Source organism: Gammaproteobacteria bacterium, assembly GCA_011682695.1.
Lineage (GTDB): Bacteria > Actinomycetota > Acidimicrobiia > Spongiisociales > UBA4744 > BMS3Bbin01.
Genome location: JAACED010000007.1, coordinates 48,475 through 62,596, shown reverse-complemented (window position 1 = coordinate 62,596; position 14,122 = coordinate 48,475). Strand labels below are relative to the sequence as shown.

Genomic DNA, 14,122 nt, shown 5'->3' with positions numbered 1-14,122 from the left:
GGCCAAGGCACCGGCAGCCAAGAAGACCGCAGCAGCCAAGAAGCCGGCAGCGGCCAAGGCACCGGCAGCCAAGAAGACCGCAGCAGCCAAGAAGACCCCCGCCAAGAAGCCGGCAGCCAAGAAGACCACAACCGCAGCCTGAACCGAAGTTGGGTTCGTGGAAAGGGGAACCAGCGGGTTCCCCTTTCCGTGTCCGAAGAAGTACTTCGTATTCGGTACTGCGTACCGCCGCCAAGATCGTGACAAGACTGCGAAGCGGGCCAACGGCCGGTACAACCGCCACTCACGAGATACCCCGGAATCCGGTTCCATGCCCGGAGCTCCGACGTTCGCCCCGCGGTCTTGGATCAACACCGGCCGCGGTACGAGACACGAAGTACCGCCGAGCGAAGCTGGCCAGACTGGCGACTGACGACTGAGAACTGACGACTTCTAGCGCTTGATCAGCGGCTCCGTCTCGGCTGCCAGGCTGATCCAGCGGGCGACCATTCCCTCGGTGGGGAGTCGGCGGACCAACTTGCGCTCATCGTTGACCTGCATCATCTTGTTCGTCAGCGAGGTGGCGTTCCTGCGACGAAGCTCTTTGACGGTGTCGACGCCCGAAGCCTCGAGGAGATCGGCGTATTCTCCTCCGATGCCCCTGATGCGCATCAGATCCGCGCGATTCACCCACTGGAGGATCTGTCGTTCCATGAGTCCGGTTTCTTCGGCCAGCTGACGGCGTCCTCGCCGTGTTCGTCCACACTTCAGCAGTGCCTCCGTGGTCCGTATGCGTGACCGCCGCAGACTCCGGGCGGCTGCAACGCTGAGCCCACTGAGTTCGTCAATCGACGCCATCCAGACTCCTTTTCTCGCTCGAGCCGCAGACTAGTGCCTTGGCCGGCAACGTTCGGGGTGTCGATGCCGAGGCAGGGGCGTCTGGGCGCAACGACACAGGACGAAGCCACGCCCGAGCACCATGTCGAGGACGAGGACGATGGAAGCAACGTTCCCGGCCGGCAATGTGCGCAAAGGTCGCCGATCGAGGCCGGTCTCACAGCCTTCACGCGCGTCTCCGCACTGGAAGCTCACACACGGTCCACTACTTGCCGGTCTGCCTTCGAGCCGGTGTCCACACACCTTGGAGTCGGCACTACAGGAAAGTGAAGAGGCCTCGACTCAGCCGTGCCGATCCGGGTGGAGATCCTCCACGTCCTGCACCGTGTCCACATCTCTGGGCGTGGTGGAGGAAAACCATACCTCCTCGACCCATTCAGGATGGGCCTGGAGCAGCGTACGTGCGCCGTGATCACCTTCGAGACTCATCAGGCGCGGCCACAGGGCACGATCGATGAGGACCGGGTTCCCACGCTGATAGCGGTACTTGGGGATGACAGCCCATGCGCCGGTCTCCTCATACCGGTCGATGAGCTGCCGGACAACCTCCGGGTCCACCTCCGGCTGGTCCCCCAGCACGATCAATACGGCGTCCGCTTTGGCTTCGCGTGTGATCGCATCCAGCCCCACCCTCAACGACGACGCTATCCCCTCCTGCCATTCGAGGTTCTGGACGATTCCTGCATCGCCGAACTCGACACGCTCGAGGATGTCCTCAATCCCCGAACCAAGCACCACCCACGTCTCATCGATCGGGAAACTCGAGACCATCGCAACCACGTGCTCGAGGAGCGTCGGCCCTCCCCAGTCGAGGAGCTGCTTCGGTTCACCCATCCTCGTCGAAGGACCGGCGGCAAGGATCAGAGCGTCAATATGCATGAGACGTGACTATACGCCGATCCCAGACCTCCTCGGACGGCGAGGCATCAGCGCGTGAAGGCGGCGACCGTCTCGACGTGGAACGTCTGGGGAAACAGGTCGACCGGGGCGGCCCACTGCAGTCGATATCCATGGTCGGCGAGATACCGGGAATCCCGGGCGAGGGACGCAGGATCGCACGACACGTAGGCTACGGCCCGAGGCCTTCCCGAGACCACCACGTCGACTCCCCCCTTGCCAAGTCCCGTACGGGGCGGATCGACGATGGCTATGTCCCACGCTCCGCCGACGCCGGCCTCGAAACGATGCCCTGCGATCTGCGCCTGTACACCGTCGAGATTGTGACGAAGGTCACCGAGCGCTCTGGCGTCGGATTCCACGGCGATGACCTTGCGAACCTCGCGACCGATGGTTGCGGCGAACAGACCCACACCGGAGTAGCCGTCGACCAGTACGTCGTCGGAACGTGGATCGACGGCTTCTCGGACGAGCCGAACAAGGGCCTCCGCTCCATCCGTATTCACCTGGAAGAACGCCTCCCCGGAGATGCGGAAGCGGACGTCCGCCACTTCCTCGTGGATGAATGGATCACCGATCACCGGTCGCACCCGGCCGCGGTTCGACTGGGCGACGCGGGCGCCCCAGGCCTCGGCGCCGGAGGGAACGGCTCCCACGACGACGACGAGAAGGTCTCCCGTACGGGTCCCGCTCCGGATCGTCATCTGCCGAGTTCCCTCGACGGGGTCGAGCCGGGCAAAGAGATCTGCGAGAGCCGGCACGAGGAGATGGCACTGTGCAACGGCCACAGGGTCCCTCGACCGTCTGCGGTACATCGAGAGGTCACCGCCTGCGACGTGGAATGTCATTCGATTCCGATATCCGAACGGTGCACCCGGCGCAACCGTCCCGCAAACCATGGGTTCGCTTACTCCTCCGAGATGCTCAAGCTGCCCTTGGACGATCTGCCGTTTTGCCTCGAGCTGGGCCTCGTAGGAGACGTGTTGCCACTGGCATCCCCCGCACGTGCCGAACACGGAACACGGCACCGCCGTGCGCTGCGGGGACGGCGTGATGACCTCCAGGAGCTCTGCCCGCGCCCACGATGACTTCTCTCGTACGATGCGGACACGAATCCGTTCACCCGGTAATGCGTCCGGCACGAAGACGGCTTTGCCCTGCCATCGTCCCACGACCTCTCCGCCATTGGCCCAACGGTCAGGCACGAGTTCGATCGGGTCAGGCATTCCGGCCGCGCTGCGCGTTGATCCAGTCCTCCAGGTCCCGCCTGGCGACTCGCCATTCTCTGCCGAACTTCACAGCAGGAATCTCACCCGCTCGGAGCAGGGAGGTGACCACATATGGAGTCACGTCCATCTGCGCGCAGATATCGGCAACGGAGAACCACTCCTTTTCACTATCGATCTCGATGCGCTCCATACCGCTACGGCTTGCAGGACCAGTGGCCCCATGCGCCACCGGGGTGCTGGGTCCGAATGGAGTACTTCACGAGCCAGGCGGCCGATGCGATGTTCGCCTCCGGATCGAGCCGGCTGTACCCGCCGAATCCGGCTCGCACGCTGGCGATGGCCCACGTGCCCCTGAGAAACTGGAACAGGCCGGTCGCGGTGGAATAGGGATTCTTCGCATCCGGGTTTCCACCGCTTTCGCAATACATGACCGCGAGGGCCTGGTCGACGAGTTCAGGCGGGAAGTACTTTTGCACCAGAGGCCGCCACCGCTCCACACCTCTGCCGATGCGCAGCTCTCGCTGCGCCTGCTCATACGCCCTCTGCGCGGCCGTTGCATCGCTGCGGGCAGTCCGATACTGTCGATCGGCTTCGTCCACAGCGAGAAACGCCGCCCGAACCTCCACATCCGCCTGAAGGAACAGCTGCTCGAGGACCTCGACCTGGGTATTCAGGTCCTTCTGGATTCGCTGGAGCCGTTGCTGCTCCGACTCCTCGTCGGAGCGCAGTTCACCCAGGACGCGACGCTGGATCGTCAGTTCATTGATCTGGGCCAGGTCGTCCTTACGCACCGTCTCGGCAACATCCTCGAGGACAAGCGCCTGCGTGAGGTCGGCGGAGAGTACGACCAGGCCGATGTCGGTCGACCAGGCACTCATGTATGCCTCTACGGCTCGTTCTTCCGCCGAAGAACGCAGTGACCTGACCAACACCTCTGCATCCTCGATCTGTCCACGAAGTTCGATCACCTTGGAGGACACCTCGTCGAGGTCTGCACTGGTGCGCTCGACGGTGTCGAGCCGAGACAACAGATCGGCCTCGATACCTGAGCGAACGAGACTTGCCTGGTCGGCGGCCTGCTGCGCCTCGGTGAGCGCCGACTTCGCCCGATTTGCCTCTTCCTGAGCCTCGTCGACCTCACTCTTCGTCTGCGCGAGTGCAGCCCCGCCTCCAGGAAGCGAGGCGAAGAGAAGGGCCGTGGCAACAACGGCCACACAGACGCTGCGAGACACCGACATCGACATCGAGGCAAGGCTACCCGCCCCACCCAGAACGCGAAAGAAAGACCCCGCTTCTGCTTGCTTGCTAATCATTCCTACGTTAGGTTAACGATTGTTAACGGTGGTTGTGTGTGTCTTGTGAGGAGGGTGCACCATGGATCCGCTGCGACATCCCGATCTCGTTGAGCTGACCCGCCGGCTCCGGTCCCAGTTCGAGGAGGTCCTCGGAGCCGAGCAGGAAGCCGCAGCAACGCTCCATCGCAGGACACGGACACTGCGAGATCGCTTCCTCGATGCAGAAGACCGGCAGGAGCGCGCCGTCGTCGTCACCGTCGAAGGGTCGACCATCGACGGCACCATCACCGGGGTTGGACTGGACCACGTCACTCTCGACGGGTCGGTGGTCTCGCTCTTTCACATCACGCGAGCACAATTCCGATGAGTCGCGCAGCCGTAGCGACCGTGCTCACCGCGCGCTCCTGGGAAGAGATCTTCGTGTCATTCGCTCGAGAGACTGCAGCAGTGCGGGTCGTCGCACGAGCGTACGAGCCGGAAGAAGCTACTCGCCGATCCCCGGGTGTCATCGTGGCAGGATCGGAAACGCCGTGGGTCTCGCCCGCCATCGTGAAGGCGTGGCGGCGCAGAGGGATTCGAGTCGTCGGGATCTACCCTGCCGGAGACGAGCCCGGAAGGCGTCTCTTCGAGATGGCCGGAGCGGACGAGATCCTTCCCGACGACGTCCCGGCGCTCCGGCTGCTCCGCACCGTTCAGGCGCTCTCTGTCACCGCTCCTCCGACATCGCCCGAGGGTACGCTCGTCGCGGTGACCGGACCCAGGGGAGCACCCGGGCGCACCGAGATCTCCATCGCCGTTGCGTGGAGCGCTGCGCGAGAACACCGAACACTCCTCGTCGATCTCGACCCGCCCTCCCTCGGCATTCGTCTCGGGCTGCGCCCCCATCCGGGTCTCGCCGATGCGTTCGATGCCGTTCGATCCCACGGAGAGCTGCCTGACGACCGTGCTCGAAGCGTCGGGCCCATCTCCGTGCTCGCCGGCATCGATGGAGGTCCGCTCACGGCCGCCCTCCGCTGGGAACTCGTTCGCTCGGCGCTCGGTTCCTTCGATGTCGTCGTGGTGGACCTGGGGCCGTGGCCCCAAGGCGAGTCGATCCTGCGACAGGCCAACACCGCCGTGCTCGTCTGTGACGCCAGTCCCACCGGACTCGTCCGTGCCTCGATGCTCGTCGACGCATGGCAGGGGCCCACACCCATACCTCTGGTCAATCGAGCAGACGACCCGGCCGCGGCAACCAGAGAGGCGCGCCGAGCACTCGGCTTGGAGCCCGCGGGCCTGATCCCGACACTCACGAGCATCCGAGCAGCGGCCCAGCAAACATCAGGTCCTCCCCGAGAACTAATCGAGCAGGTCGCACCAGTGCAGAAATCGATCGCAGCACATCATTCGAGATAGCGCCATCCGGGATACGCTCGTCGCATCCATCCGATCCCGACAGGCAGATCCCCCGCGGAATCCACGCCGGCTATCGCACCTCCCGCGATCAGGCAGGACCACGCCACCGTCATGCAGAGCGGCAGGAAGACCACGGCGCGAAACATACGCCTTCCGTTATGCGTTACGGGCCGCTCATGCAAGACTCGCCATCGCACATGAACACACCACCTTCCTGGGTCTCCGACGCCGTCTTCTATCAGATCTTTCCCGATCGGTTCGCGAGATCGGAACGAGTCGCGAAGCCATCGAACCTCGAGTCATGGGAATCGCCGCCGACCGTTCACGGGTACAAGGGTGGCGATCTTCTCGGTGTCGAAGAGCGCCTCGACTACCTGACCGATCTCGGCATTACGGCGCTGTACCTCAACCCGATCTTCTGGTCGGCCTCCAACCATCGCTATCACACCTTCGACTACTACACGGTCGACCCCATGCTGGGAGGCGACGAGGCCTTCGATACCCTCCTGGCAGCCTGCCACGATCGTGACATCAGAGTGATCCTCGACGGCGTCTTCAACCACGCGAGCCGAGGTTTCTTTCCATTCCACGACGTCGCGGAAAACGGACCGGCCTCGCCGTGGAAGGACTGGTTCTTCATCGAGAACTGGCCCATACACCCATATGAGGAGGACCTGCCTGCGAACTACGCCGCATGGTGGGACCTACGCGGGCTCCCAAAACTGAACACGGAGAACCCGGAGGTACGTGAGTATCTGATGGGGGTCGCCGAGCACTGGATCAGCCGAGGTGCAGACGGGTGGAGACTCGACGTGCCACATGAGATCAAGACGGAGGGATTCTGGGAAGAGTTCCGTTCCCGAGTGAAGGCGATCAACCCCGAGGCCTACATCGTCGGCGAGATCTGGGACGACGCACGTGATTGGATCGCCAAGGGCGACCGTTTCGACGGAACGATGAACTACCTCTTCGCCGGATACACCCTCGCGTTCACGGCCGGACACCGAATCGAACCCGGCCTCGCCTCAGGCCAGAACTACCCCCTCACCCCCGCCTTGGACGCGAACGCCTATCGCGATCGTATCGACGCTCTGATCGCTGCCTACCCGAAGGATGCGACGGAGGCGAACCTCACGCTGCTCGGGTCGCATGACACACCTCGGGTACTGACCGTCTCCGGAGGCGACACGACCACCGTCGTGCTTGCGGCCCTCCTGCAATTCACTTTTCCCGGCGCGCCGAGTATCTACTACGGGGACGAGATCGCGATGACAGGGAGAGCAGACCCGGGGTCGCGCGGTGCATTCCCCTGGAACAACGAAGACGCGTGGAACCACGATCTTCGAGCCACGTTCCGGTCCTTGATCATGCTTCGCCACGATCATTCTTCGCTCCGCCACGGTGAGTACCGCTCACTCGCCGCGGCGGACCAGATGGTCGTATTCTCCAGGGTGGACGGGAACGAGAGGATCATCGTCGCCGTGAACGCCGGCGACGGCGCGGCGTCTGCATCGTTCCAGACCGACGGTCTCGCCGGGAACTACCGGACGCTCTGGGGCGAAGGTGGCGTCAAGGCAGACCGCGACATCGTGCGCTTGGCCCTGCCGCCCCGTACCGGCGCGGTGTGGGAGGTCGTCTAGGGCCGGCCGGTCGATCGTCTCACTCACAGTATTTCGTATTCGGTACCGGGTACCGCGGCCATGACAAGCCGCCGGACCGCGGGGCGAGCGTCACGGCTCTCGTCACTGGTTGAAAGTCCCGATGGAGATCTGACGCGTTCAGGCTGGAACCTGGAAGCTCATGCCTCTACGCGATGGCCGTGGCCGCCGAGCGGCGCTCCTCAGGTGCTTTTCCAAACCGGCGTTCGAGCCGACCTCGCGTTTCCTGCGCAGGTTCCCAGGTCATCCACTTGATGCGACCGGACTGGAAGAGGCCCGAGTTGGCGAGTACTTCCTGCCGGGTGATGTCGAGTTGAACCGCGCCACACCGCGAGCAGGCACGGCGAACGATTCCCCCGCCCACTGCGACAGGATCTCCGAACTCGTGGGTCTTGCAGCTACGTGCCATGGTGACTCCATCATTCATTCGCGCTAGTAGTGGTCAACGTACTACAGAGAGCAGCAGTATCGAGGACCAACAGGGGTCTCATCCCAGTGACTAGTGCCTTGGCCGGCGACGCTCGCGGTGTCGACGCAATGCCAGGAGTGTGGCTCCCTTGCGCACGTACTCTGTGCTTCGCATTGCGGCCCGGACGGCAGAACCGCCCAACGGTTGCCCGGCGAGGCGCCGTGCCGGCCTCCCGACACCGGACACCTACTTGCCGGGAAAGATCCGCTCGGAGAGGATCTGGGCGATGTCCTTGACGGGAATCTCCTTCCCCAGCTCCTTGACACCGTCGTCCATCATGATGAAGCAGAACGGGCAGGCGACCGCGACCTCGTCTGCGCCCGTGGCGATCGCCTCCTGCGCACGCTCGATGTTCACTTTCTTGCCGACTCGATCCTCCATCCAGAACTGGCCGCCACCGGCGCCACAGCAGAACGACGAACTCCCCGACCGCTCCATCTCGACGAGTCCGGTACCGACGACGGAGCGGGGAGCTTCATACACGTCGTTGTGCCGGCCCAAGTAGCAGGGATCGTGATACGTCGTCTTCTTCCCCTCTGACGCCTCTGGGTCCAGTTTCCCCTCTTCGACGAGCGCCGAGAGCAGCTCGCTGTGGTGGATCAGCTCATAGTCGCCACCGAACTGCGGATACTCGTTCTTGAGCGTGTTGAAGCAGTGGGGACACTGGGTGATGATCTTGCGCACACCCAAGTCGCTCATCGTCTCGATGTTCTCCAACGCCAACTGCTGGAAGATATACTCGTTCCCGGACCGTCGGGCAGGATCACCACAGCACTTTTCTCGTAGGCCGAGAATCGCGAAATCCACTCCGGCTTCGTGAAGGAGTTTGGCGGTGGCGATGGTCACCTTCTGATTCCGGTCGTCGAACGACCCCGCACAGCCGACCCAGTACAGGTACTCGGCGCTGTCCACACCGTCTTCACCAAGGATTCTGACATCGAAGTCGAGTTGCCTGGTCCATGCTGCACGATCCTGCTGGCCCATCCCCCATGGGTTCCCCTGGTTCTCGAGCGCCAGATAGGTCTTGCCGAGTTCTGACGGGAAGTCCGACTCCATCAGGGACAGATACCTGCGCATATCGAGGATCTTGTCGACGATCTCGATGTTCACAGGACACACTTCGTCGCATGCGCGGCACGTCGTACACGACCACACCTCCTCGGTGCTGATCCGCTCGAAGACGTTGTCCGCCGAAACCGTGATCGCAGCGTCCGCCATGACCGTCGGGGAGACGACCGGGCTTCCCGTCGCAGTTGCCACCTGCCCGAGTTTCAGGATGATCTCCCTGGGGTCGAGTGGCTTGCCCGTTATGTTGGCCGGGCACACCGACATACACCGGCCGCATACGGTGCACGCATCGGTGTCGAGTAATTGCTTCCACGTGAAGTCTGCCACCACCGAGGCACCGATCGTCTCGATGTCCTCGGCCTCCATGAGGTTCGGCATCTCTCGCATCGCTCCTTTGGGCCGCTCACGTGGAGAGAACACCATGTTGGCCGGAGACAGGATCATGTGCCGCAACTTGGTGGTCGGCAGCAGCACCACGAAACCGATGAACGAGACCACGTGCAGGATCCACAAGGCCCGATGCCACGCCTGCGCCACGGCGGCTGGGAAGAGATAGCTCAGCGGGTAGCCGACGATCGACCACACTTCGAAGGACGGGCGGCCGGAGAGGGAGATCCGCGCCGCCTCGACGAGAAGTCCGGTGATCCCGATCATCGCGAGGATGAACAGAATCCAGGCGTCTTCATCCCTGGTCTTGGACCGGAGCCGCCACGGGCGCTGCCCGTACCGACGGGCGACTGCCCAGAGCACACCCCCAACGAACACAACGGCGGCCGTGTCGAGCACGGCCGAGTATCCCTTGTAGAAGTCCCCATGGAGGAACTTCAGGCTCACCGGCAGGAGGTGATCGATTTCGAGGGTGACCGTGCCCAGGAACAAAACGACGAATCCCCAATAGATCATCGCGTGCATCCATCCGGCGGACCGTTCCCGGAGTACGGTTCGCATGCGAATACCGGAATCGAGAGCCCGCACCCGTTCTCTCCATTGCCCCCAACGACGCTCGAAGGCACCGCGCTCCCAGTTGCGTGCCCGCAGGGAGAACAGGTAGATACTCAGCGCGAGAAACACCCCCATCCCGACGTAGAACAGAGCGATGAGTGCGTCGGGGATGTTGCCGAAGATCACCCTCCCGACGGCAGGATCGACATGACCGGGCAGCGTGCCGAGCCACCACAGAAGCAGTGTTGCGAAGAACGTGACGACGGCGAGGGCACCGAGGACCCTGCTGGCAGTCGGGCGGCGACGAGGTTCCATCCTGCTCCTTCAACGCGGGCAGGCCGGAGTGTACCGGTCGCAAATGTGCCTCTCTGCGCGAGAGCGGGGCGGCTTCCACCGCCCCGCCTCGAATCTTGTATCAAGCCCCTTCGGTGAGCCCGAGTTCCTTACGCAGTTCTTCCAGTTTTGCGTCGGCCTGCGTGACCGATATCGCCTCACGAAGCTCTGCCTCGGCGCCTTCGGGGGTAGATTCGCGCAGTTCCGCCTTGGCTTTCGCCTCAGACAGACGCTGTGAGATCTTCTCCTCCACTTTGTCGAGACTCGGAGCATCGACCTCCATGGAGGCAGAGATGGATTCGATCGTCTTGTTGACGGCCTCCTGCATCTTTGCCTGCTGGAGACGGCCGATCAGCTCCATCTTCTTGGCAGCCAGTTCCTGAAGCCGCATGGCGTTCTGCTCGACCGCCCGCTTGGCATCTTCGGCCTGTGTGACCGCCACGCCGTACTGCTCCTTGAGCCCGGCCAAGTTGTTCTCCGCGGCCTGGAGCCTCATGGCAAGGCTCTGTGCTGCACGGGTCCACTTTCCGACTGCTTCGGTGTCTCCCGCCTTTTTGGCCTCGTCGGCTTTCAGCAACGCCTGTTTGGCCATCTCGCGCGCTTCACCGAGATCGTCCGCTGCGCTCTCGATCTTGGCTTCGAGTTGCGTGCGATGGGCAATCACCTGAGCAGCCTGGTTCCGGAGCTTCTGGTCCTGCTTCCTGGCCTCGTTGATCGCCTGCTCGACCTCGACCTCCGGGTCCATCGCCCGTTCCGCGGCACCGCGAAAGAGCGTCGCCAAGTACCCCCATAGCCGTTTCAAGAACCCCACTATTTCCTCCTGTTGTGTATATCTTTCATCCTAAGTGGTCAGCGTCGTTTCCGGCGTGCTCGACCCTTTACCGCCGGCGGTGTCGACCGTCCGGCGGAAGTCCTCGAACGAGAGGCGGTGGCGCGTCGGACCGAACGGGACCGGGAAGATGCGACTCGCCGCCGCGACGAGCGACTTCGGTACTGTGCCGCCGTTGCCATGCCGCCCACCACCATCTCGAACGTGTTCATTCGATCCAGCCCTCCACCCCCGTGGGATCGCGGCGCCATGGGAGCGGGCACGCGACGGCCGCCAACGAGAATGTCACGGGGTTTCGGCTGTTCGCCCTTGCGAAGCTTCTCGGCACAGTCCTGACAGACACTCACCGTCTTGACCCCGGCAGGCGTCGTGATCGTTGCCTCCTCCGTCCCTCCCCGGTGGGCCGGGTCGAAGAAACACGACGAAGGGCGATCCTGCGGTTCCGGTGGCACGGCACGGCCCTCGGTGATCGCATCGGCCACTTCGAGCTGCCAGCGCGCCCGGTCCAACCGGTCGGAGAGGTCCTCGAGGGCAGCGAGCGTATCCGCGCGCTCGAAGGCACCTTGCGCATCGTCGAACGTGGCGCTGGCGGCCCGATAGTGCTCGGTGGCCTCGTCGTTGCCGGCAACCGACACCTGGTCGCTCAACTCGATGATTCGGTTCGCGATCGCTTCCAGCTGCGTCTTGATCTCACTGCGGGCCTCCTCGACCTGACGCAGTCCGGTTTTCTCGTCGCCCTTCTTCCCTCTCCATATCGCCATGATCACGATCACCATGACGATGACCACGACTGCGATGGGAATCAGTCCTCCGCCCCCGGCCGAGTCGCTCGGCACCGTTACAGGCGTCGGCGAAGTGAGGGCACCCGCGAACGCTCGGAAACCTTCGACGTAGCTCGTGTCGAAGAGATCGATGCTGGCGTCGAGAGCTCCCCCGAGCTGCCCGTCGGAGAAGTCGCTGCTGACAGCCCCCAGATCGGTCGGTGTCACCACCACGACGGTTCCGCCGGACAGCGCCGTGAGAACATCTCTGGCGACCGTGTCGGCGCCTTCGGGGGGATCTTCGGCGAGCGCCACGAAGTAGAGAGCCGGGGTGTCGGAAAGATCGGTGACGAGCTGCTCCATGGCATCAAGGTCGACCGGTGCGCCTTCCTCGACGGCGTAGTGACGAAATGCCGCCTCGTCGGCAAGCGATGTGGTGTCGACCGCCAGAGCCGACTGCATCAGCAGGACCTGGAGCCCAATGATGAAGGCCACGATGATTTTCATAACACCTCTTCGGTCAACCGATCGACATGCCCCGTGGCGCGCACGTTTCGGTACAGACGGATCACCGTGCCGTCAGGCCCGATGACGAACGTGGAGCGGATGATTCCCTCGTACTCCCTGCCGTAGTTCTTCTTCGTTCCCCATGCGCCGTACGCCTCCGCGACCGCATGGTCCTCGTCCGAAAGCAGCGGGAAGTTCAGATGCTCCTTCTCCTTGAATCTTGCCAGTCGCGAAGGAGGATCCGGGCTGATACCGACGACGGCGTACCCCGCTTCCTGCAGACGGTCGCTGCGATCTCGGAAATCACACGCTTCGGTCGTGCACCCGGGAGTCATGGCCTTCGGATAGAAGTACACGATGAGATGCTTGCCGCTGAAGTCCTCGAGCGAGACCCTGTTCCCTGCGTCGTCGGTGAGTTCGAAAGCGGGCGCCCGGTCACCAGTTTCCAGCACTGTTCATCCCTCCCTTTCCGGGTCAAGACTAGAAGGCTGTCGAGTAATGCCGGTGTCTCGTATCTCGTATCTCGTATTTCGTACTTCGTATCGCTACCTGCAGTGCTGCAAAAGCGTAGGGCGGGAGTAGAGACCGGCGCGTCGAGGAGAAGAACGCAGCGAGTGGAGCGTCCACTGGCCTCCCGGAGGAGCGAAGCGAGCATCAGAAGAGAGCACGGCGAAGCCGGGAGCAGAGACCGATCCGACTACGGGCCCGGGGTTGACGGCGACTAGTGCCTTGGCCGGGGTGTCGATGCCGAGGCAGGGGCGTCTGGTCGCAAGGCCGCACAACGAAGGCGCACCTGCAGGTGCGTTGAGGCGGAGAACGCAGCGAGCGGAGTTCCTGGCCGGCGGAACACCGCAAAGGTTGCCGGTCGAGGCACTAGCCCCGGCGTGGGATCGAGTGCTCCCAGTCGGCCAACAGGGTTCGCAGTGCCGCCACGAACGCCAGAGGCTGGTCGAGGATGAGATGGTGATGTGCTTCAGGAATGGACACGACCGGAGCGCTGCGACCCATGAGGTCGTACATGTGCTCTGCGATGTCCGGCGGGACGATCACACTGAACTCACCACGAAACAGCGCGACCCGGGTCTTGATCGCCTGGAGGCGTTCCCCCAGCGGGCGATAGGCCTGACTGAAGATGCGAGGGTCGAACTTCCACGTCCACCCGCCCGGCGTCTCGTGCAACGATTTTCTCGCGATGAAGTCGACGATGAAGGCGTTCTCGCACGGTTGTGGCGGAATCAGCCGGAATCGCGAGAGAGCGGTCTCGAGGTCCGGATAGCTCCCGGGCGATACGAACGCCTGGCCGCGCGCGGCCTGCTCGGATTCGGGGTCCGGCCGGCGCACCGGCGTATCGACGATCACCGCTCCCGCCAGATCACTCCCGAACGCCGCAGCCGTCTCGATGATGACCATGCCGCCGAGGCTGTGGCCCACCACGACAGGAGGCCCGGGGAAGCCGGCATCGGCTGCCACCGCCATGACCTCATGCGACCATGCCTCCCTCGAGTACTCCGAGCGCCTCCCACTGTCACCGTGACCGGACAGATCGAGGGCCACGACATGCCACCGTTCGGTGAACAGCGGGGCGAGGTGGCTCCACCAGTGGGCGTGAGCTGCTCCGCCGTGGACGAACACGAGCCCAGGCAGGTCGGGATCGCCCCAACTCAGGTAGTGGGTCGAGCAGCCGTCGACGTCGATCGTGTGCTCTTCGGGCTCCATGGCAATCGCCTTGAGGAACCAGCCTGGTGATTGTGGGAAGTTCATCGCCGGAACGGTAGTCCTTCCCCCTCGACGACCGATCCGACCCCCTCGCCGAACACCCCCCTGCGACGTCGACGACATGGCAGGCACCGCTCGCCGGGGTCT

Annotated in this window: 16 protein-coding genes; 4 read left to right on the top strand and 12 right to left on the bottom strand. The window is 63.5% G+C overall.

All coding sequences use genetic code 11. The features are described from left to right. Window positions 1–142, top strand: a 142-nt coding sequence (locus tag GWP04_02325; protein NIA24387.1) for an HU family DNA-binding protein, incomplete at its 5' end; no start/stop codon positions are given. Between the two features lie 290 nt (window positions 143–432). Here the strand turns inward: GWP04_02325 and GWP04_02320 are convergent. The 5 genes from GWP04_02320 to GWP04_02300 all read right to left on the bottom strand — a co-directional run bounded on the left by GWP04_02320 (window position 433) and on the right by GWP04_02300 (window position 3,430). After that, window positions 433–837 (bottom strand): DUF4332 domain-containing protein, encoded by a 405-nt coding sequence (locus tag GWP04_02320; protein ID NIA24386.1) that lies wholly within the window; start codon window positions 835–837, stop codon window positions 433–435. 321 nt (window positions 838–1,158) lie between these two features. Beyond that, window positions 1,159–1,755 carry an NTP transferase domain-containing protein gene (locus GWP04_02315; GenBank protein NIA24385.1) on the bottom strand — a complete coding sequence of 199 codons (597 nt, stop codon included), beginning with the start codon at window positions 1,753–1,755 and terminating at the stop codon, window positions 1,159–1,161. A 47-nt stretch (window positions 1,756–1,802) separates the two neighbouring features. After that, window positions 1,803–2,999 carry a TRAM domain-containing protein gene (locus GWP04_02310; protein NIA24384.1) on the bottom strand — a complete coding sequence of 399 codons (1,197 nt, stop codon included), beginning with the start codon at window positions 2,997–2,999 and terminating at the stop codon, window positions 1,803–1,805. Then, a complete protein-coding gene (locus GWP04_02305) occupies window positions 2,992–3,192 on the bottom strand; it encodes a helix-turn-helix domain-containing protein (GenBank protein NIA24383.1) in 201 nt (66 codons plus the stop codon). The genes GWP04_02310 and GWP04_02305 overlap by 8 nt, the downstream gene beginning before the upstream one ends. Before the next feature lie 4 nt (window positions 3,193–3,196). Further along, on the bottom strand, window positions 3,197–3,430 hold the full coding sequence (locus tag GWP04_02300; protein ID NIA24382.1) for a transglycosylase SLT domain-containing protein: 234 nt from the start codon (window positions 3,428–3,430) through the stop codon (window positions 3,197–3,199). 946 nt (window positions 3,431–4,376) lie between these two features. On the opposite strand from GWP04_02300, the gene GWP04_02295 reads away from it, so the two are divergent. Continuing rightward, window positions 4,377–4,664, top strand: a complete 288-nt coding sequence (locus tag GWP04_02295) for a hypothetical protein (GenBank protein NIA24381.1) — start codon at window positions 4,377–4,379, stop codon at window positions 4,662–4,664. Further along, entirely contained in the window at window positions 4,661–5,692 is a 1,032-nt protein-coding gene (locus tag GWP04_02290) for a hypothetical protein (protein ID NIA24380.1), read from the top strand. The genes GWP04_02295 and GWP04_02290 overlap by 4 nt, the downstream gene beginning before the upstream one ends. Here GWP04_02290 and GWP04_02285 read toward each other — a convergent pair. Further along, window positions 5,680–5,838 (bottom strand): hypothetical protein, encoded by a 159-nt coding sequence (locus GWP04_02285; protein ID NIA24379.1) that lies wholly within the window; start codon window positions 5,836–5,838, stop codon window positions 5,680–5,682. The genes GWP04_02290 and GWP04_02285 overlap by 13 nt on opposite strands. A 51-nt stretch (window positions 5,839–5,889) precedes the next feature. On the opposite strand from GWP04_02285, the gene GWP04_02280 reads away from it, so the two are divergent. After that, window positions 5,890–7,332: a DUF3459 domain-containing protein gene (locus tag GWP04_02280; protein ID NIA24378.1), complete on the top strand. Its 1,443-nt coding sequence runs from the start codon at window positions 5,890–5,892 to the stop codon at window positions 7,330–7,332. A 166-nt stretch (window positions 7,333–7,498) separates the two neighbouring features. Here the strand turns inward: GWP04_02280 and GWP04_02275 are convergent, their stop codons facing one another. The 6 genes from GWP04_02275 to GWP04_02250 all read right to left on the bottom strand — a co-directional run bounded on the left by GWP04_02275 (window position 7,499) and on the right by GWP04_02250 (window position 14,020). Next, window positions 7,499–7,759, bottom strand: coding sequence for a hypothetical protein (locus GWP04_02275; GenBank protein NIA24377.1), 261 nt, complete (start codon window positions 7,757–7,759; stop codon window positions 7,499–7,501). A 246-nt stretch (window positions 7,760–8,005) separates the two neighbouring features. Continuing rightward, on the bottom strand, window positions 8,006–10,144 hold the full coding sequence (locus GWP04_02270; protein NIA24376.1) for a 4Fe-4S dicluster domain-containing protein: 2,139 nt from the start codon (window positions 10,142–10,144) through the stop codon (window positions 8,006–8,008). A gap of 100 nt (window positions 10,145–10,244) precedes the next feature. After that, window positions 10,245–10,964, bottom strand: coding sequence for a hypothetical protein (locus tag GWP04_02265; protein ID NIA24375.1), 720 nt, complete (start codon window positions 10,962–10,964; stop codon window positions 10,245–10,247). A gap of 47 nt (window positions 10,965–11,011) precedes the next feature. Beyond that, on the bottom strand, window positions 11,012–12,259 hold the full coding sequence (locus tag GWP04_02260) for a hypothetical protein (protein NIA24374.1): 1,248 nt from the start codon (window positions 12,257–12,259) through the stop codon (window positions 11,012–11,014). After that, entirely contained in the window at window positions 12,256–12,711 is a 456-nt protein-coding gene (locus tag GWP04_02255) for a thioredoxin-dependent thiol peroxidase (protein ID NIA24373.1), read from the bottom strand. Before GWP04_02255 ends, GWP04_02260 begins: the two co-directional genes overlap by 4 nt. A gap of 421 nt (window positions 12,712–13,132) precedes the next feature. After that, window positions 13,133–14,020 carry an alpha/beta fold hydrolase gene (locus GWP04_02250; GenBank protein ID NIA24372.1) on the bottom strand — a complete coding sequence of 296 codons (888 nt, stop codon included), beginning with the start codon at window positions 14,018–14,020 and terminating at the stop codon, window positions 13,133–13,135. Between the last annotated feature and the right edge of the window lie 102 nt (window positions 14,021–14,122).